15 protein-coding genes are annotated in these 19,024 nt (G+C 63.8%); 12 read left to right on the top strand and 3 right to left on the bottom strand.

Annotated elements, in window-relative coordinates:
- Positions 1-29 precede the first annotated feature (29 nt).
- Complete coding sequence (locus tag M5J20_RS02445; RefSeq protein ID WP_253576014.1) at positions 30-1,082, top strand: bile acid:sodium symporter family protein; 1,053 nt, start codon at positions 30-32, stop codon at positions 1,080-1,082.
- Positions 1,083-1,101: 19 nt separating this feature from the next.
- Here the strand turns inward: M5J20_RS02445 and M5J20_RS02440 are convergent, their stop codons facing one another.
- Entirely contained in the window at positions 1,102-2,748 is a 1,647-nt protein-coding gene (locus M5J20_RS02440; protein WP_253576012.1) for an HNH endonuclease signature motif containing protein, read from the bottom strand.
- Positions 2,749-2,866: 118 nt separating this feature from the next.
- Positions 2,867-4,276 (bottom strand): MocR-like pyridoxine biosynthesis transcription factor PdxR, encoded by a 1,410-nt coding sequence (gene pdxR / locus M5J20_RS02435; protein WP_256478022.1) that lies wholly within the window; start codon positions 4,274-4,276, stop codon positions 2,867-2,869.
- 76 nt (positions 4,277-4,352) lie between these two features.
- Between pdxR and pdxS the strand changes: the two genes are divergently transcribed.
- From pdxS to M5J20_RS02375, 11 genes are all read left to right on the top strand, one after another.
- Positions 4,353-5,228 carry a pyridoxal 5'-phosphate synthase lyase subunit PdxS gene (pdxS, locus tag M5J20_RS02425; protein ID WP_253576010.1) on the top strand — a complete coding sequence of 292 codons (876 nt, stop codon included), beginning with the start codon at positions 4,353-4,355 and terminating at the stop codon, positions 5,226-5,228.
- A gap of 91 nt (positions 5,229-5,319) precedes the next feature.
- Positions 5,320-8,127, top strand: coding sequence for a DNA methyltransferase (locus M5J20_RS02420; RefSeq protein ID WP_253576008.1), 2,808 nt, complete (start codon positions 5,320-5,322; stop codon positions 8,125-8,127).
- On the top strand, positions 8,114-9,187 hold the full coding sequence (locus tag M5J20_RS02415; protein WP_437177609.1) for a DUF6414 family protein: 1,074 nt from the start codon (positions 8,114-8,116) through the stop codon (positions 9,185-9,187). The genes M5J20_RS02420 and M5J20_RS02415 overlap by 14 nt, the downstream gene beginning before the upstream one ends.
- Positions 9,188-9,206: 19 nt before the next feature.
- A complete protein-coding gene (dop, locus tag M5J20_RS02410) occupies positions 9,207-10,718 on the top strand; it encodes a depupylase/deamidase Dop (RefSeq protein WP_253576004.1) in 1,512 nt (503 codons plus the stop codon).
- On the top strand, positions 10,711-10,896 hold the full coding sequence (locus tag M5J20_RS02405; protein ID WP_253576002.1) for a ubiquitin-like protein Pup: 186 nt from the start codon (positions 10,711-10,713) through the stop codon (positions 10,894-10,896). The genes dop and M5J20_RS02405 overlap by 8 nt, the downstream gene beginning before the upstream one ends.
- Before the next feature lie 5 nt (positions 10,897-10,901).
- Positions 10,902-12,290, top strand: coding sequence for a Pup--protein ligase (pafA, locus tag M5J20_RS02400; RefSeq protein WP_253576000.1), 1,389 nt, complete (start codon positions 10,902-10,904; stop codon positions 12,288-12,290).
- The gene (locus M5J20_RS02395; RefSeq protein WP_253575998.1) at positions 12,283-13,194 is read left to right on the top strand and encodes a helix-turn-helix transcriptional regulator; all 912 of its coding nucleotides are present in this window, start codon (positions 12,283-12,285) and stop codon (positions 13,192-13,194) included. Before pafA ends, M5J20_RS02395 begins: the two co-directional genes overlap by 8 nt.
- On the top strand, positions 13,191-14,144 hold the full coding sequence (locus M5J20_RS02390; RefSeq protein ID WP_253575996.1) for a helix-turn-helix transcriptional regulator: 954 nt from the start codon (positions 13,191-13,193) through the stop codon (positions 14,142-14,144). Before M5J20_RS02395 ends, M5J20_RS02390 begins: the two co-directional genes overlap by 4 nt.
- A 49-nt stretch (positions 14,145-14,193) precedes the next feature.
- Complete coding sequence (gene tatA / locus M5J20_RS02385; RefSeq protein WP_253575994.1) at positions 14,194-14,517, top strand: Sec-independent protein translocase subunit TatA; 324 nt, start codon at positions 14,194-14,196, stop codon at positions 14,515-14,517.
- A 93-nt stretch (positions 14,518-14,610) separates the two neighbouring features.
- Entirely contained in the window at positions 14,611-15,636 is a 1,026-nt protein-coding gene (gene tatC, locus M5J20_RS02380) for a twin-arginine translocase subunit TatC (RefSeq protein WP_253575992.1), read from the top strand.
- A 14-nt stretch (positions 15,637-15,650) separates the two neighbouring features.
- On the top strand, positions 15,651-18,434 hold the full coding sequence (locus M5J20_RS02375; RefSeq protein ID WP_253575990.1) for a DEAD/DEAH box helicase: 2,784 nt from the start codon (positions 15,651-15,653) through the stop codon (positions 18,432-18,434).
- Here M5J20_RS02375 and M5J20_RS02370 read toward each other — a convergent pair.
- Positions 18,431-19,006: a trypsin-like serine peptidase gene (locus M5J20_RS02370; RefSeq protein ID WP_253575988.1), complete on the bottom strand. Its 576-nt coding sequence runs from the start codon at positions 19,004-19,006 to the stop codon at positions 18,431-18,433. The genes M5J20_RS02375 and M5J20_RS02370 overlap by 4 nt on opposite strands.
- Positions 19,007-19,024 lie beyond the last annotated feature (18 nt).

Genomic DNA, 19,024 nt, shown 5'->3' with positions numbered 1-19,024 from the left:
GTGTTTCACTGCATGAACAGGAGGGTACGATGACCACCGCCAACACGCAGCACGCCGGGGGAGCGCCGGTGGAGCCGGAGTTCACTGCGCAAAAGGACCGCTCGGCAGCCATCGCTGTAGCAGCCTTCCCGGCGTTCATCCTCGCCGGCGCCGCGCTCGCGTTCTTCTTCCCCGCGCCCTTCCTGCCGCTGACCCAGTACATCACGTACTTCCTCATGATCATCATGTTCGGCATGGGCCTCACACTCACCATCCCGGACTTCAAAGAGGTGGCCCGCCGCCCGGTGCCCGTGCTCATCGGCGTGGTGGCGCAATTCGTGGTCATGCCACTGAGTGCCGTGCTGGTTGCGAAGATCTTCGGGCTGAACCCAGCCCTCGCCGTCGGCCTGCTCATGCTCGGCTCGGTGCCGGGCGGCACGTCCTCCAACGTGATTGCCTACCTTTCTAAGGGCGACGTGGCTCTGTCGGTGGCCATGACCTCGGTGTCCACGCTGGTGGCGCCCATCATGACACCGATCCTGATGCTGCTGCTCGCAGGTGCCAACGTCGAAGTCAACGCCGCGGGCATGGCGAAGTCGCTCGCCCAGACCATCCTGATCCCGGTGATCGGCGGCCTCGTGTTGCGCTACCTCCTCGATTCCTGGATGGAGAAGATCTCCCCGGTCCTGCCGTGGATCTCTATCATCGGCATCGGTGGCGTCGTCTTCCCGACGGTGGCCAAGAACCGCGAAGCCCTCATCGAGGTCGGCCTCATCGTGTTCCTGGCCGTGTTGGCGCACAACGTGCTCGGATACCTGCTCGGCTACTACGCGGCGAAGTTCACCGGCCAGCCCGAGAGCTACCGACGCACCGTGGCCATCGAGGTGGGAACCCAGTCCGCCGGCCTGTCCAGCGGTATGGCCGGCAAGTTCTTCTCCCCGGAGGCCGCATTGCCGGGTGCGGTCGCCGCGGTACTCCACAACATCACGGGTGCCGTGTACGCATGGCTGGTTCGCACCCACCCGACCGAGAAAGACATCGCGGCAGGGGAGGATGACGCAGCACGCGCGGCTGATCCGGCAGAGGTGCCGGCGGCGTCGTGAGCCCTTGCACATTCCGCCCCTAGAACGGCGGCCCGTCTGGCCCAAGCGGAAACTCCTTGGGCAGCCTGACTGCCCCACGCGGTGGTGGAGGAGGTGCGGCAGGAACTGGAGCCCGTTCAGGTTCGCGGGCATGCGGAGTGCCCGGCGGAGCAGCTGAAGGTGGCCCGGCCGGCGGGGCGGCTCGGTGCTGCCCTCGCTTCCGCAGCTTTCCGACGGCAGAACTCTCCGCCCCGTCAGTGCCATTGAAAACCAGATCCCCATTCGGGCGCCGTAAGCCAGCGCGGTGGCTCTCGGGGTCATACTCCATGTGACTGGTGTTGAAAGCGTTGTCACAGTGGTCGTTGTTTCGCCTGTGGTGCTCTCGACAGAGTCCGGTGAGGTTCTCAATGTTCGTGTCGCCGCCCTTGACCCATGCGAGGATGTGGTGGGCCTCGCACTCAGTGAGCGGGGTAGAGCACCCGGCCCACGAGCACACACCTTGGACCGCGAGCATCGCGATACGCTGCCCGATCGAGGCCGTGCGGCGTGTGCGGTACAGGTTGAGTGGGACCGAGGTCGCGCCGTCGACGGTGAGAACGAACTCGGCGGCGCCGTCGGTGCCCAACCGGGTGATGTCGAAAGCGTCGACGTCGATGCCGGTGTTGGTCGAGAAGAGGGTGGTGGCGTCGGCATCCGCGATGTCGTCGGGCGTGACCGTCACGACTACGGATGCAGCGCCGCCGTTGCGGGGCTTCTCGCAGTTGTCGAAATGCTGGAGCATCGCCATCAACTGGTCGTAGCGGCGCTGTCCGGGCGTGCGGTAATCCTCCACGCCCTCGGGAAGGTTCGAGTTAGCAACTAGACCCTTATCGGTGAGCGCCTTGAACAGGGCGGCACCGCCGCGGGTGGCTTTGATGTGGATGTCCACGAGGTCGTCTGCCCCCACGTTGCCGACGTGAATGCTGCGCTTCTCCATGCCGGCGTTCGGGTTGTCCGGCTGGCGGTGCTTCCGGTTTTCCGCATCCACCCAGCGGCGAACGGTGGCGCGGAGGTCCTTCACGTCGCGCTTATCGGCTTCAGCCAACGCAGCAGCGAGCAAACGGGGACGCTCGCCTTTCGCGGCGTCGAGAAGCTTGTCCAGCTCCTGGCGGATCGCCTCTTGCTTGGCTGCGCTGACCTTCTCGGCGTGCTTCCGAGCCTCCTCCTGCTCGGCGCGGGCCCGCTCCTTGGCTTCTTCGCGCTCGCGTGCGCGGCGACGCGCTTCTTCAGCCTCCCGCTCCTGGCGCTCCTCGTCCGATTCCTCGGCAGCGAACCCGAACAGGTCCTCCACTTGCTCAGCCTCAGTGTTGGACCCAGTCTCCGGCTCCGTATCCGGGATCTCAGGCTCAGCGAACAGGTCTCGCCCGCGGGCCAGGCGATCGAACGCTTCTCGCGGGCTCAGACCGAGATGCTCCTTCAAATACGCATTCGGATACTTGGCGCCGGAAAGTCGCCCGGCTTCGTCGCGCTCGCAGACGTAGGCAAAGGAGGCGTCGATAAGAGCCTTCGAGTTAAAGAATGCTTCGAGGCGCTCCATATCGGCGTGGATCTCGTGGAAGAGAAGGTCGGAAGGGTCGGCGAACATGTCGCGGATCTGCAGCAGCGCATTGCCGACGGTGTCGACGAGTCGGCCCAGCTCAGTGGCCATGTTCCCTCCCTTCAGAAGAACGCTTTTTCGAAGTTGGGCATCACCCTACAAACCCCTTCCGACACCAAGCCGCCTTATGTCCGCCGGGGTAAACATAGCCGCAAAAGTGAGATAAGGATCACAAACTTACTGCATCACCACTACCACCAGCCTCACCAACACCAGTGCAAGCGCGCTGAACTCCGGGCACGGCGCGCGCAAACTCCTCGTCGGTCAGGTGCATAAAAGACATCACGACACCATCCCCACCGGCCCCGAGTGACTCCACCGCGGCGCACTCCAGGCCCCCGACCTCCAAGGCCCGCTCAAAACGTTCGCGCTGCTCGGTGGCGTCGAAAAGCAACTGTACGTCTACTCCTGCGGCCGAAACCCGCAGCTCAACGCCGGGGACGGTGCGTAGAGCAGGTAGCACATCGCGCTCCACAACACCCCGCCGCCGGGTAACCACCGCGTGCGCCGCGCGCGTGGTTCGCCGCACCGCGCCGCCGCGCAGCAGTCCAGCGATTGCGCGCTGCGTGACGGCGCTGACGGGCATGCCGAGTGTGCGACGGACGTCGTGAAGCGACGAAACCGCGCCAGGCGGGGCGACGACGTACCCGGCGGCGAGTTCTTTCGAGAGCAGCGTCGAGAAGGTCCCCAGCGTCACCACCTCGGCGACGCCGCCGAGCGCGGCCAGGGGCGGATGCGGGGAGATGCGGTAGCGCAGCTCGGCGCTGAAGTCGTCCTCGATGAGCACGGTGCCTGTCTCTCCAGCCCACTCAATGAGCGCCGCGCGCCGCGCCGCCGGCATGACGCCGCCGATGGGGTAGAGGTGCGCGGGCGTGACCAGCAGCGCGTCGAGCGCGGGATCCAGCTCGGACACCACAACGCCATCGGCATCGGTACGGCACCCCACCACCTCGTGCCCGGCGAGCGGGATCACGCGCCTCAAGCCCGGGTGCCCGGGGTCCTCCACGCCCACGCGCAGGCCTTTACCCAGCGACATCAGGATCAGCAGCAACCCCTCGCGGGAACCGCCGGTCACCACGACGCGCGCGGGGTCCACGGTCACGCCGCGTGCAAGCCGGAGGTGTTCGGCGATGGCGTCGCGCAGCTCGGGCTCCCCGGCCGGGTCGAAACGCTGGCCGGGCGCGGCGGGCTCAGCCGATGCCTCCCGCCAGGCTCGCCGCCACGCAGTCGCACTCACGGCACCGACGCCGCCGCCGGTCGGCCGCAGCGACAGCAGGGGCTTTCGCTTTTCGACGTTCCTTTCCTGCCCGCCTACCGACGGAGCGGCCGCCACGACCCGCAGATCAGGATGCACCCGCGTCGGGGCGCCTTGCGCGGCCAATAGGTAACCCTCGCTAACCAGCTGGTCGTAGGCAGTGACCACGGTCCCTCGCGACACGCCCGCCTGCTGGGCTGCGGCGCGGGTGGAAGGCACCTCGTCACCTGGCTGCAGGACCCCGTCGGCCACCGCCGCCCGCACCGCGGCGGCGATCTGGGCGGGGAGCGGCAATGGACTGCTGAAAGAAACGTCGTAAAGCATGAGCCCGAACTGGTCCAGAGAATGAATAGGGAACTGGCTCTAGGAATCTACCAGTGGTTCACGCAGACTGGTCTGTATGGCTGACTTTTCTGAGCTGAACCAGCAATTCATCGGCGGCGTGATCATGGATGTTGTCACGCCTGAGCAGGCGCGCATCGCGGAAGACGCGGGCGCGAGCGCGGTTATGGCGCTGGAGCGCGTGCCGGCGGATATCCGCGCACAGGGCGGCGTGGCCCGCATGAGCGACCCGGACCTGATCGAGGGCATCCTGGGCGCGGTCGACATCCCGGTGATGGCGAAGGCCCGCATCGGCCACCTCTACGAGGCAAAGATCCTGGAGCACCTCGGTGTGCACTACATCGACGAGTCCGAGGTGCTGAGCCCGGCGGACTACGTCAACCACATCGACAAGCGCGACTTCAGCGTCCCATTCGTGTGCGGCGCAACGAACCTCGGCGAGGCGCTGCGCCGCGTCAACGAGGGCGCCGCCATGATCCGCAGCAAGGGCGAAGCGGGCACCGGCGACGTTTCCGAAGCCACCAAGCACATCCGCCAAATCAAGGGCGAGATCGCCGGTTTGCAGGCCATCTGGAACGGCAACCGTGACGAACTCTACGTCGCCGCGAAGGAACTGCAGGCGCCGTACGAGCTGGTCGCGTACGTGGCGGAGCACGGCGCACTTCCGGTTCCGCTGCTGGTCGCCGGCGGCGTGTCTACCCCGGCGGATGCCGCGTTCATGATGCACCTCGGCGCGGACGGCGTGTTCGTCGGCTCCGGCATCTTCAAATCCGGCAACCCGGAGGCCCGCGCGAAGGCAGTGGTCAAGGCCACGAAGAATTGGCAGGACATCGCCGCCGTCACCGAGGCTTCACGCGGCCTGGGTGAGGCGATGGTGGGCATCAACGTCGCCGACCTGCCCGCGCCGCACCGCCTCGCCGAGCGCGGCTGGTAGGGGCTTTTGCTTATCGACGGTTGAATTTCCAGGTCGCAATCAAAAACCGGAGTCAACCTGCGCTTTCCGCCCCCGAGGCTACAATCAGAGCATGCCGAACGCCTCGTCCCAAAGCCGCTCTTTCGCCCGTAAGCAGCAGGCCGCGAACGATTTCGCAGCCCGCTGGAAGGGGCGCGGGTACGAGAAGGGAGACACTTCCTCCTTCTGGCTCGAGCTGCTTCGGGATGTGGTTGGCATGGAGGATGTCACCACCAACGTGCGCTTTGAGCAGCGCACCACAGCTGGCGGCTTTATCGATGTCGTTGTACCCGATGCAAAAACGTTCATCGAGCAGAAATCTCTTGGCATCGACCTTGACAAGGCGGATCTCCGTCAAGGAAAAGCGGTTACTCCCTTCCAGCAGGCGCGAGAGTACGCAAATTCGCTACCAAATAGCCAACGACCGGACTACATCGTCGTCAGCAATTTCTCGGACTTCCGGATTCATGACCTGAACAAGCTCAACCCTGAAGTCGATTACCTGGCATTTTCGCTTTCCGAGCTCAGCGATCAACTGCACCTGCTGGACTTCCTCGTTGACCCGCAGCGAGCTCGCGCAATTCGCGAAGAAAAGGCATCCATGGATGCCGGTGTCCTCATTGGATCCCTGTACCGCATGTTGCGTGAACAGTTCCATGATCCGGACGCTCCGGAGAATCAGCACTCGCTCAATGTCCTATGTGTGCGTCTCGTCTTCTGTCTCTTCGCAGAAGATGCAGGAGTTTTTCCAAAGGATGCGTTTTTCTCATACCTGCATGGCGCACCAGCCCACCTCGTCCGGGGCATGCTCAAGGACCTGTTCCGCACCCTCAACACCCCACCCGCAGAGCGCGACCCCTACCTCGACGAGCGCCTCCGAGTCTTCCCGTACGTCAATGGCGGACTTTTCGCCCAGGAGGAGGAAGTCCCGCCCTTCACCCAGGACATCCTTGATGCCCTGCTTTTCGACGTGTCCCAGAACACCAACTGGGCTGAAATTTCGCCGACCATCTTTGGCGGTGTCTTCGAATCGACATTGAACCCGGAAACCCGTGCCAGCGGAGGAATGCACTACACCTCTCCGGCAAACATTCACAAAGTCATTGACCCACTTTTCATGGATACGCTCACCGCCGAGCTGGAGTCGATTCTTACGGAAGAAGGCGTTTCAGAGAACCGGCGACGCACTAAGCTCTCTCGATTTCACGACAAGATTGCCGGGCTGACGTTCTTCGACCCCGCTTGTGGTTCGGGCAACTTTCTCACCGAGACCTACGTCTCTTTACGACGCATGGAAAATAAGGTCATCTCGGAACTGTCAAAGGGTCAAACCTCGCTTGGATTTGAAGATCTGACGCCGTTGAAAATCAACCTTGACCAGTTCTTCGGGATTGAGATCAACGACTTTGCCGTATCGGTGGCGCAAACGGCGCTTTGGATTGCGAAGCTGCAAGCCAACATCGAAGCACAAACAATTGTCACCCACGACATCCAAGACCTGCCGCTTGTGGATGCGCCGTCGATCCGGCGCGGAAACGCACTCACTTTGGACTGGAATAGCGTGCTGCCAGCGGAACGGTGCAACTACATCATCGGCAACCCGCCTTTTTTGGGTGCCCGCAACCAGAGCAAGGAGCAAAAAGAGGACCTTATCCAGGCCTTTCCGGCGGGGACCAAGAACGTGGGCAATATCGACTACGTTGCCGGCTGGTACATCAAGGCAGCAGGGTACATGGCTGACCACCCCACCCGGGCGGCCTTCGTTTCCACTAACTCTATTTGCCAGGGCGAGCAGGTGGCCAATATCTGGCACCCCATCCTTCAGATGGGCTTCCACATCGACTTCGCGCACAACACGTTCCGGTGGGCAAATGAGTCTGCAGATCAAGCGCACGTTTTTTGCGTGATCGTGGGATTTTCCCGGCAGGCCGACGAAGTTCGTCTTTTCCACTACGCCCACCCCGATGCCGAGCCAAAGCTACAGCACCCGTCGAGGCTCAATCCCTATCTCGTTGACGCGCCGGACGCTTTGGTTTGGTCGCGCTCGAAGCCTCTCTGCGATGTCCCACGCATCGGCATCGGCAACAAACCGATCGATGGGGGCAACTATCTCTTCACCGACGCCGAGAAGGAAGAGTTCATCCAGCTAGAGCCACTCGCCGAGAAGTATTTCAAGCCGTGGCTCGGATCGATTGAGTTCTTACAAGGCAAGAGCAGGTGGGTGTTGTGGCTTGGAGATGCCCAGCCGCAAGAGTTGGCGAAAATGCCGCACGCGATGGAGCGGGTGAGAGCAGTGAAGGAGTTCCGGGAATCTAGCAGAAGCGCCACCACCCGGAAGATCGCTGATAGGCCGAGACGATTTCATGTAGAGAACATGCCGAGTGGCAACTCAATTCTCATCCCAAAGGTTTCCTCTGAGCGACGGCGCTATATTCCGATTGGATTTGTCGGTCCAGAGACCTTATGCAGCGATCTAGTATTTTTGATTCCGAACGCAACTCTGTACCACTTTGGAATTCTGCAGTCACAATTCCATAACGCGTGGATGCGACGTGTCGCAGGCAGACTTAAGAGTGATTACCGCTACTCCGGTGGCGTGGTCTACAACAACTTTGTTTGGCCAAAGCCGTGCAAGGACAGCGAGAGTGAGATTAGCCGATGCGCTCAAGCCGTATTGGATGCACGCGCCCAGTACAGCGGCATAACTCTCGCGCACATGTACGACCCTAGCAACGACTTTCTCTATCCGGAACTAGTGGACGCGCATCGTACACTCGATACCGCGGTAGAGGAAGCCTTTGAACTGGAGTCCAACGGCGATGAGCAGGAGATAGTCAACCACCTGTTCAATTTATATTCGGTTAAAGTTGGCGCAATCTAGGTCTATATGTGCATCAGGAGGTTCAGGAAAGTTGGTAAATAGACCCCAGATTCTTCGGGAATTCTTGTATCTAGATCTTGCCGTAGTTCGAAGCGTCTTAGCTCAGATTGATGAGGGTATTCCCGAAACCCGATCGGAAGTGGACAAACATAATCAGGCGACCGAGGGAGGGTTTAGGGGTATAGCTAGTCATGAGAAGTCATCGTCTCGCGAAGTAACTCTAAATCGGTCAATGGGTGAGGGCCACTTTCCAACGTTGGAACGAGACTTAGAAGCCCAGGAAGCGTTAACCGATATCTCCCAGTATGTCTACAACGGCAACTGGGAAATTCTTCGCACCAACTATCCTGCTGGGTCAATCGTACGGCTAACTGCCCCAGGGATGATTGTTGATTCAAGGTACTTAGCCTCAACTCTTGCCGATATAACCCTCACCCTTGAAGGAGTCTCGAGCCTCTCCCAGGCCCCCTCCCAAATCGCAGAAACCAAACGAAAGGGAGGAAACCAAAATAAGCAAAAAAGGGGACATCGTCGGAATGATGTTGATCCGCTGCATCCGGAAGATGCGATTCCTGATGGCCCCTTGCCTCTCGTCGGATCCGTTATGACCGGAGAAGTACTGCGAGGTCTCATCAAAACTATGAAGGGTCTCTTCTCTCCAGGTGTACATCTGCTCCTCCGTTCGGAGTGCGACCCCAGTGGAAGCGTTACAGTTCGGCTTCAGGATGGCTATGACTTCCTCAACGCAGATCCGAGCGTTCTATTTTCTCGATATGGCGTTGCACCTCAAGAATGGACCGTAGTGGGCGTTGTCGGACACTATGCCAACGAGGGTAGCTCTGATCTAGACCTTGAATTTGTAAACGAATCCTCTGTTAACCGAGGAAAGATCGCTAATCTTATGGCAAAAATCACGAGTGATTTTGGAACAGTGGGCTTACTCGATCTTCCTCGTTTTCCCGGATTCTCTATCGTTCCGTGGGCCGTTTATCGAACATTGAATCCCGCAAAACTTCGAGAAGAAGTTGAGGCGCGGCTTCCGGCTTCAAACAGGTTCTAGGAGACTAACATCTGTGCCCATGAAACGCTTCATGGGCACGGAAACCGAGTACGGCATCACCACCCCCGATGCGCCTGAACTGAGCCAGCTGCTCTCCTCGACCCACACCGTGGTGGCCTACGCGGCGATGAACACCGCCGCGCGCTCCCGCTGGGACTACGAGGAAGAGGCGCCGCTGAAGGATACGCGCGGCTTCGATCTGCAGCGCTACCGCACGGTGCCCATCGTGGATCCGAACGCGATGGGCATCGCCAACGTGGTTACGGTCAACGGCGCGCGCTTTTACGTCGACCACGGCCACCCGGAGTATTCCGCGCCAGAGACCACGAACGCCTGGGACGCCATGATCTACGACGCGGCCGGCGACACCTACTTGAACACCGCCGCCGCGAACATCCAGGAACTGTGGGACCAGCAGGTCAGCGTCCTGGACCGCAACGACCCCTGCCCGCCGGTGAAGTTCTACAAGAACAACGTGGACGGCAAGGGCCAGTCCTACGGCAGCCACGAGAACTACCTGTACTCCCGCAACACCGACTTTGCGCGCCTCACCCAGGCGCTCATCCCGTTCTTCGTCACCCGCCAGGTGATCATCGGCGCGGGACGTGTGGGCATCGGTCAGGCGAGCGAGCGGGACGGCTTCCAGATCTCCCAGCGCGCCGACTACTTCGAGCAGGAAGTCTCGCTGGAGACGACGCTGAACCGCGGCATCGTGAACACGCGCGATGAACCGCACGCACTCGCCGGCCGCTTCCGCCGCCTCCACGTTATCGTCGGCGACGCGAACATGAGCCAGTACTCCAACTACCTCAAGCTGGGCATGACCAAGCTCGTCCTCGACGCAATCGAGTCGGACGTGGACTTCTCCGACCTCACCCTCAAGGACCCGGTCGCCGAGATCAAACGCGTTTCCCACGACCCGACCTGTACGCACGAGCTTTCGCTTGCCGACGGCCGTTCCCTGACCGCCATTAACATCCTCCGCGAGTACCGCGCCCGCTGCGAGCAGCTTGAGGGCAAAGACGACGTCGATACGCATGTGCTTGAAATGTGGGGGCAGATCCTGGACGATCTCGAGCGGGACCCGCTGTCCACCGCGGACCGCCTGGACTGGACCGCGAAGTGGGCGCTGATCCGCACCTACCTCGATCGCGGCGTAGATATCGCGGACCCGAAACTGAAGCTCATCGACATCCAGTACGCCGACATTGATCCCGCGAAGTCGCTCTACCACGCGCTGGTGCGCAAGGGCCGGATCAAGACGCTGGTGAGCGAGGAGGAGATTCAGCGCGCCGTGGCGAACCCGCCGGAGAACACGCGCGCCTATTTCCGCGGCAAGGTGTCCCAGAAGTTCGGCGAGGACATCATTGCCGCGAGCTGGCAGTCAATCATCTTCTCCGTGAACGGCTCGCCGCACCGCGTGGCCATGGACTTCGTCGATTCCTTCACCAAGGAGGAGATCGGGGACGTCCTCAACGGCTCGGATAACGTCTACGACCTGCTCAAGGCGATAGGGTATAAGCATGTCTAACCAGCAGCAGATTCACGGCGCAGGCGGCGGCTCCGACGAGCAGGACGAGGTGTTCGAGGCCGGCCAGGCGCAGATCAACACCACGGGAACGGACGATCTGCTCGATGAGATCGACGCGCTTTTGGACACCAACGCGGAAGAGTTCGTCCGCTCCTTCGTGCAGAAGGGCGGGCAGTAGCACACATGGAGGCGTACCCGCGGCGCATTATGGGCGTGGAGACGGAGTTCGGCGTTACCGCCTACCGCGACGGAAGAACCGTGCTCACGCCGGAGGAGGTGGCCCGCTACCTGTTCCGCCCCGTCGTGCAGCAGCACCGCAGCTCCAACATCTTCACCAAGAACGCGTCCCGGCTGTACCTTGACGTGGGCTCCCACCCGGAGTTCGCCACTGCGGAGTGCGACTCGGTGTCGCAGCTGCTCGCCTACGACAAATCTGGCGAGTACCTCTACAACCAGCTCGCCGAGCAGGCGGTGGCGGCGCTTTCCGCCGACCGGATTGACGCGGACGTGTTCCTGTTCAAGAACAACGTCGATTCGATGGGCAATTCTTACGGCACCCACGAGAACTACCTGATCAGCCGCGAGCTGGTGCTCAAGTCTTTCGGCAAGCAGCTCCTGCCGTTCTTGGTCACCCGCCAGCTCATCTGCGGCGCGGGCATGATCAAGAAGGGGGAGTTCGTCATCTCCCAGCGCGCCGACCAGGTGTGGGAGGGCGTGTCCTCGGCGACAACGCGCACCAGGCCGATTATCAACACACGCGACGAGCCCCACGGCGACTCGCACCGCTTCCGCCGCATGCACGTCATCGTGGGCGACTCGAACATGTCGGAGCCGACCTTCGCCCTCAAGATCGGCTCGACACTGCTTGTCATCGAGATGCTGGAGGCGGGCTTCCCGCTTCCCGACGTCGAGTTGGATAACCCCATCATCCACATCCGCCCGATCGCGTCCGACCCGACCGGCCAGACCGAGATGGTGCTCAAAGACGGCGGCACGACCACGGCGCTGGAGATCCAGCAGGCCACGCTCGACGCCGCGAAACAGTGGCTCGAGGTGCGCCCCGATGAGGGCACGCCGAGCGAGGAGATGGCGCGCATCGTGGACCTGTGGCAGCGCACGCTGGACGCGATTGCCAGCCAGGACTTTTCGGGCGTGGACCAGGAGATTGACTGGGTGATCAAGCGCAAGCTGCTCACCCAGTTCAAGGACCGCCTGGGCGTGGAGTGGGGCCACCCGAAGCTCAAGCAGATCGACCTGACCTACCACGACATCAACCGCAACCGCGGCCTGTTCTACCTGCTGGAACGCAAGGGCTTGGCCAAGCGGTGGATCACGGACGCCGACATCGAGGCAGCGGCCGCAACCCCGCCGCAGACCACCCGCGCCGCCCTGCGCGGCCGCTTCCTCGACACCGTGCAGGAGGCGGGCGCCGACTACAACGTGGACTGGGTGCACCTCAAGGTCAACCGCCCAGAGCCGCAAACCGTGGAGCTGCTCGATCCCTTCGTCACCGCGGACGCCCGCGTGGATGATCTCATCGCGTACGTGCAGGAGCACGCCGGCCGTGACTAACTCGGATGCCGTCCGCCGGTTGGTGAACCTCACCTTCGCACTGCTCGGGTCCGATACACCCCGCAGCATCGCGTGGGTGGGCGCAAACGTGGACGGCTACGAGGGGCGCAAGCCCGAGGCGCTGGACAGCCTCATCCGGCGCGACGTCCGCGACCTGCGGGCGATGTGGGTCCCAGTGCGCATCGAGAACGGCGAGTTATTCCTGAACAAGGAGCGCTACGAGCTGCCGCCGGTTGAGCTCACGGAGGCGGAGGCTAGTGCGGTCGGGCTTGCGGCGGACCTCGCGCAGGGGGCGAACCTCGGCGCCTTCGCCCGCTCCGGCTGGACCAAGCTCGCGGCGTCGGGCGCGACACGCACCTTCGACAGTCCGGCGATCTCGTCCGTGTCCAACGACATCACGCGCCTCAACCCCGAAACGCTGCGGTGGCTGCTCTACGGCGTGCGTAAACCCACCCGCCTGGAGTTCGACTTCACCCCGTCCCAGGGTGCCGCAGCGCAGCGCCGCCGGGTGGACCCGTGGGGCATCGTGCCGCTGAACAACCGCGCCTACCTCGTGGGATGGGACGTGGACAAAGACGCGGAGCGCGTATTCCGGGTGCGCAAGATCTCTCACGTGAAGCCTGTGGAGGCGGACGGGTTCCATGCGGCGGAGGGGGATCTGCAAACGCTCGTCGAGACGCTCTTGCAAGGCCCCGTGGCGGATGCGGCCGTGACTGTGAGAGGCGGTGCGGGTGATGAGCTCGCAAGCCGCGGCGTGCGCGAGGGCGACGTGATCCAGCTGCGCGGCGTGGAGCGGGATTGGCTGGTGCGTACCGTGGCCAGCTTGGCCGGCAACGTCACCGCCATCGAGCCGGCAGATGTGCGCCGTGACGTGGTGGAACTGCTGAAAGGAGCCGCGCAGTGAGCGAGAAGGCCGAGCGCCGGCAGCGCGTCGTCCGCATCCTGAACCTGCTCGCGTATGTGGGCAAGCACCCCAACTCCACGGTGATGGAGATGGCGCGGGATCTCGGGTCAGATCCGGTGCAGGTGCGCGAAGACCTCGACGTGCTGCATCTTTCCGGGGTGGGCAAGCACGCAGGCGAGATGATCGACCTCGAGCACGACTGGACCAAGGTCACCATCATCGATTCGCAGGGCCTGGACAAGCCGTTGCGCTTGACTCCTACGGAGGCGAACGCACTGCTCCTTCTGCTCGAATCGCTGGAGACCATGCCGGGCCTTGTGGACTCGAACGCGGCGGCGTCCGCCGCGGACAAGATTCGTGCGGTCACGCTCGGGGGCACCGTCGGCGATCCGCGCTACGAGGTGTCGGACGGCACACCCGCCATCATCGCCCAGGCGCTGGGGGAAGGCCGCCAACTCGAGTTGACGTACTACTCCGTCACCTCCGACACCACGTCGACCCGCACTGTCTCACCCATCGACACGTTCCACTCAAACGGCCAGACCTACCTCCGCGCGCTCGACAACGGCGAAGTGAAGCACTTCCGCTTCGACCGCATCCGGGGGGCTGAGCTTCTCGACGATCGCATAACACCGCAGGCGTCGGCAAGCAGTGCGTTCGATCCCGCAGACCCCTTCCACTTCAGCGCGGCGGAAGTAGCGGCGTTGAAGATCCGGCGCGATGCCGCGTGGCTCGCGGATTACTGGGACCTGGAGCTCGACGCGGACGACGTGGAAAGCCTCTCCGACCCCCAGGTGGAGTGGGTGCGTGCGACCTTGCGCTACGGCAGCGGCGATTGGCTGGTGCGCTTCTGCCTCGGGCAGGCGGACCGGGTGGTGCTGGTGGAGCCGAAGGAGCTGGCCGACGAAGTGCAGCGTCGCGCTTCGCTCGCGATCGACACGTTGCTATGATCCCGGGAAGCGGACCTCACCGGCCTGCATTCCGTTGGAAAGGACAGTCATGCCGAGCCTCGGCCCCTCTGAAATTCTGATCATCCTGGCCATCGTGCTGCTGCTGTTCGGCGCGAACAAGCTGCCGGACCTCGCCCGTTCCATGGGCCGCTCCGCGCGCATCTTCAAGTCCGAGGTCAAGGAGATGCGCCGCGAGGACATGGAGGACCAGGCTAACCAGCCTGTCCAGCAGCAGCTGCCGGCACAGCCCTCCCAGCAGTACCAGCAGCCGAACGACGCGGCGAACCCGGCCTACCCGCTGAACCAGGAGACCCGCAGCGCTGCCCGGCCGGACGATTTCTGGGATCGCCCCGAGAACCAGCCGCGCCGATAAGCAGTGGCTAGGACACCCCAGCCTGCGTCGCACCAGCCACCTCGGCCGCGCAAGCCGGCAAAGCAGCGCCGCAAGCACAACCCGCAAGGGGAGATGACGCTTGTCGAGCATCTCCAGGAGTTGCGCCGACGCGTCATCATCTCGCTGGTCGCCATTGTCATCGGCGCAATCATCGGGTTCATTTGGTACCAGAACACCCCGCCGGGCATCATGCCGCTGGGCGAGATCATCCGTCGCCCCTACTGCAACATCCCGGCAGAGTTCCGGGCGGATTTCACCAACGACGGCACCTGCCGCCTGCTGGCAACCGGTCCGTTCGAGATGTTCATGCTGCGCTTCAAGATCGGCGCGCTCGCCGGTCTGGTGTTGGCGTCGCCGGTGTGGCTGTACCAGATCTGGGCGTTCATCACCCCGGGCCTGCACAAGAATGAGAAACGCTACACATTCACCTTCGTCACCCTGGCGGTACTTCTTTTCGTCGCCGGTGCGCTGCTCGCGTACTTCGTACTGGACAAGGGCCTGTACGTGCTGTTGACCATCGGCGGCGAGGTGCAGGTGGGCGGCTTGACAGGCCACAGCTACTACAGCTTCCTCATCGGCCTCGTGCTGATCTTCGGTGTGAGCTTCGAGCTGCCCCTCATCGTGATCATGCTCAACATCGCCGGCCTCCTGCGCTACGAGCACGTCAAGGACAAGCGCCGCGGCATCATCGTCGGGCTGTTCATCTTCGCCGCGTTCATGACGCCGGGCCAGGACCCGCTCTCCATGGTCGTGCTCGGTACGTCAATGTGCCTGCTCGTGGAGCTGGCGTTCCAGTTCTGCCGCTTCAACGATAAGCGCAAGCACCGCGAGCGCCCGGAGTGGATGGATGTGGGCGACGAGGAGGCATCCAGCCCCGTCGGCCGCGCCCAGCCCGTCGGCGCAGCGTCGCCGATTCACGCGTCTGGGCCGGTCGGCGCCGCCGGTAGCACCGGCGGCACCCCGCGCGCTTCCGCGATCGCTCGTCCGGAACCCATCGCACCTGCGCGGCCAGTGAGCCCGCCGGCCGGCAATCAACCTGCCCCGCGCACGGATACCCCGCCGGCCTACGGCGCGGGCATGTTCGACGACGTTCTCTAGGTACCCTGGGGCACATGACTGCTCCAGGCGCCGCCACGATTGACCCCGAATCCTTTTTGGCTGAGTACGCGGCGTCGAAAAGCTTTGCCCTCGATGCCTTCCAAGTGGAGGCCTGCCGCGCCGTCGAAGCGGACCGCGGGGTGCTAGTTTGCGCCCCGACGGGCTCCGGCAAGACCGTGGTGGGGGAGTTCGCGGTGTCGCTCGCGCTCTCGCGGGGTACGAAGTGTTTTTACACCACGCCGATCAAGGCGCTGAGCAATCAGAAGTACCACGACTTGGTGAGGGAGCACGGCGAGGATGCCGTGGGGCTTTTGACTGGCGACGTCAGCATCAACGGCAGCGCCGAGGTCGTGGTGATGACGACCGAGGTCTTGCGAAACATGATCTACGCGGAGTCACCTCAGCTCGACCGCTTGAGCCACGTGGTGATGGATGAGATCCACTACCTCGCCGACCTGGACCGCGGTGCGGTGTGGGAGGAGATCATCCTCAACCTGGATGATTCGGTGAACCTGATCGGACTGTCGGCGACGGTGTCGAACTCGGAGGAGTTCGGCGAGTGGCTGGGCACGGTGCGCGGCGACACCGCCGTCGTGGTGTCTGACCACCGGCCGGTGCCGCTCAGCCAGTACATGATGGTGGGGCGCAAGATCTTCCCGCTCTTCGAGCCGGATACCGACGGCCGCGTGAACCGCGAGCTGGAGCACGCCATCGCCCGCATTGAGGCGGGCAGCGCCGACGAGGGCCGCCGCGACTTCGAGGAGGGCCGCGGGTTCCGCGCCCGCTCCGCCGGCCGCCGCAGCGGACGTGAACGCGGCCAGGACAAGATCCGCCCCGTGGGCCGCCCCGAGGTGGTCTCCGCACTGCAGTCCCGCGACATGCTGCCGGCCATCATCTTCATCTTCTCCCGCGCCGGGTGCGACGGTGCGCTGTTCCAATGCCTGCGCTCCCGCAAGGAGCTGACCACTCCGGAGGAGCAGGAGGAGATCACGGCGATCATCGACGCCGGAGTCGAGGACATCCCGGAGGAAGACCTCCAGGTGCTCAACTACCGCCAACTGCGCACTGCGTGGTCCCGAGGTTTCGCGGCCCACCACGCCGGTATGTTGCCTGCGTTCAAGCACATCGTGGAGCAGCTCTTCGTGCGCGGTCTGGTCAAGGTGGTCTTCGCCACCGAGACGCTCGCGCTGGGTATCAACATGCCGGCCCGCACCGTGGTGCTGGAGAAGCTGATCAAGTTCAACGGCGAGGCGCACGTCGACCTCACCCCGGGGCAGTACACCCAGCTCACCGGCCGTGCGGGCCGCCGCGGCATCGACCACATCGGCAACGCGGTGGTGCAGTGGGCGCCCGCGATGGATCCGCGCGAAGTCGCGGGCCTCGCCTCCACCCGCACCTATCCGCTGGTCTCCCCGTTCACCCCGGGCTACAACATGGCCATCAACATGCTGGGCATGAACGGCTACGACGCTTCCATCCGCCTCATCGAGCAGTCCTTCGCCCAGTTCCAGACGGACCGCTCCGTGGTGGGCGAGGTGCGCGACATCGAACGCCTCCAGACAAAGGTGGATAAGCTGCGCGCGCAGCTGGAGCGCGACATCGCCTCTTTCGCGCCGCCGTCGGACGACCCCGCGGAGGACCTTGTGGAGTACCTCGAGCTGCGCCGCGACCTTTCCGACGCCGAGAAGGAGGCGCGCCGCCACTCGGTGGAGGACCGGCAGATCGAGGCCCGCACAATTCTCGGCCGCCTGCAGGTGGGCGAGGTGATCGCCATCCCGGGCAAGAAGATGCCGGAGCTCGCCGCCGTGATCCAGCCGGCGGGCCGTAAAGACGACCCGCGCCCGTGGGTGACTACGGAGCGGGGCTGGTCGGGGCGCATCGATGCCGGGATGTTCCGCAACCCGCCCATGGTGGTGGGCCGGATCAAGGTGCCGCGCCACATGCAGGAGCAGCCGCGCAAGCACACTCGCAAGGTGGTCGACCTGCTGCGCCGCGGCAACTTCACCTCGCCGAAGAAGATGCGCGAGCAGGCCCGCACCCGCCCGAGCAAGCAGGTGCTGGCGCTTCGCGAAGCCATCCGCAACCACCCGGTGCACCACTGGCCGGCGGCGGATAGAGAGATGCTGGCGCGCGTCGGCGAGGAGCTCGTGCGCGAGGAACGCAAGCTGGCCAAGCTCAGCGGCCGCGTGGACGCCTCGACGGAAACCCTCGGCCGCCACTTCGAGCGCATCATCGGCCTGCTCACCGAGATGGACTACGTCGAGATCGTCGACGGCGAGCCGCAGGTGACTGAGGAAGGCGAGCGCCTCGCACGCATCCACAACGTTTCCGACCTGCTGGTCGCTCAGTGCCTCAAGCGGGGTATCTGGGACGAGCTGGACCCGGCTGAGCTCGCGGGCGTGGCCTCCATGGTGATCTTCGAAAACCGCAAGGCCACCGGCGGATCCCCCAAGGCTGCGACCGAGCGCATGGCGGACGCGATGAATGAGACGCAGCGCATCTACGGCGAGCTGGTCAGCGACGAGAAGCGGCACCAGCTGCCCGTCACCCGCATCCCGGATGCCGGCTTCAGCCTGTCAATCCACCAGTGGACAGCGGGCGCGCCACTCGGCTACGCCCTAGCCGCCGCCGCGGAATCGGGCGCCGAACTCACCGCCGGCGACTTCGTGCGCTGGTGCCGCCAAGTCATCGACTTACTGGAGCAGATCGCCAAGACCGGCTACTCCGACGACATCCGCCACAACGCCAACCGCGCCATCGACGCGATCCGCCGCGGCGTGGTCGCCATCGGCTCCTAGCGCAGGGCTCCGAGCTTTTCGACGATCGCGGGAGTGACCACAGAGACCGTCGCCACTCCGAGGTTCCGCCCGAACGGGTCGAGGATGAGGGATTGCACGCCGAAGATGCGGCCGTCGAAAAGCACTGGCCCTCCCGAGTCGCCCTTGATGGCGCGCGGGGTGTTGATGATGAGCGCGGCGGGGCGCACGACGGTGGTGAGGCCCCGCGAGATTGCGAGCGGCAGGCCGGTAACGAGGCGGCCAACCCGCGTTTGCGGGGTTGTTGCACCGCCGCCGAACCCGAGGGTGACCGTGCGCACGAGGGGAAGCGGCGTCGGTCCGAAATCGGGATACTCGTCGACGCCGTCGACGGGCTTGGTCAAACGAGCGAGGGCGATGTCGGTGCCGGGGAAGCGCTTGAGGTGCGCGATGCGCCGCCGCGTCCCAGCTACGGCGCAGGTCGTAGCGGTGTACGGCGACGCCGGCGTGAAGAAGTGGCCGCAGGTCAACACCGCATCAGGGCCGATGAGGGTGCCGCTGCAGTAGCCGCCAGGGCCGCTGATGCGGGCGACGTGGGCGGGGGAGACGGACACGAGGGCGAGTCTACGATG

This window comes from Corynebacterium stercoris, from assembly GCF_024160105.1.
GTDB lineage: Bacteria > Actinomycetota > Actinomycetes > Mycobacteriales > Mycobacteriaceae > Corynebacterium > Corynebacterium stercoris.
This window is presented reverse-complemented; position numbering and strand designations above follow the sequence as displayed.

Bases quoted from the DNA above. Each gene is read 5' to 3' on its own strand.
- M5J20_RS02440 (WP_253576012.1), bottom strand. From the start codon at position 2,748: ATGGCCACTGAGCTGGGCCGACTCGTCGACACCGTCGGCAATGCGCTG.
- pafA (WP_253576000.1), top strand. From the start codon at position 10,902: ATGGAGGCGTACCCGCGGCGCATTATGGGCGTGGAGACGGAGTTCGGC.
- dop (WP_253576004.1), top strand. From the start codon at position 9,207: ATGAAACGCTTCATGGGCACGGAAACCGAGTACGGCATCACCACCCCC.
- pdxS (WP_253576010.1), top strand. From the start codon at position 4,353: ATGGCTGACTTTTCTGAGCTGAACCAGCAATTCATCGGCGGCGTGATC.
- M5J20_RS02405 (WP_253576002.1), top strand. From the start codon at position 10,711: ATGTCTAACCAGCAGCAGATTCACGGCGCAGGCGGCGGCTCCGACGAG.
- tatC (WP_253575992.1), top strand. From the start codon at position 14,611: ATGACGCTTGTCGAGCATCTCCAGGAGTTGCGCCGACGCGTCATCATC.
- pdxR (WP_256478022.1), bottom strand. From the start codon at position 4,276: ATGCTTTACGACGTTTCTTTCAGCAGTCCATTGCCGCTCCCCGCCCAG.
- M5J20_RS02375 (WP_253575990.1), top strand. From the start codon at position 15,651: ATGACTGCTCCAGGCGCCGCCACGATTGACCCCGAATCCTTTTTGGCT.
- M5J20_RS02420 (WP_253576008.1), top strand. From the start codon at position 5,320: ATGCCGAACGCCTCGTCCCAAAGCCGCTCTTTCGCCCGTAAGCAGCAG.
- M5J20_RS02445 (WP_253576014.1), top strand. From the start codon at position 30: ATGACCACCGCCAACACGCAGCACGCCGGGGGAGCGCCGGTGGAGCCG.
- tatA (WP_253575994.1), top strand. From the start codon at position 14,194: ATGCCGAGCCTCGGCCCCTCTGAAATTCTGATCATCCTGGCCATCGTG.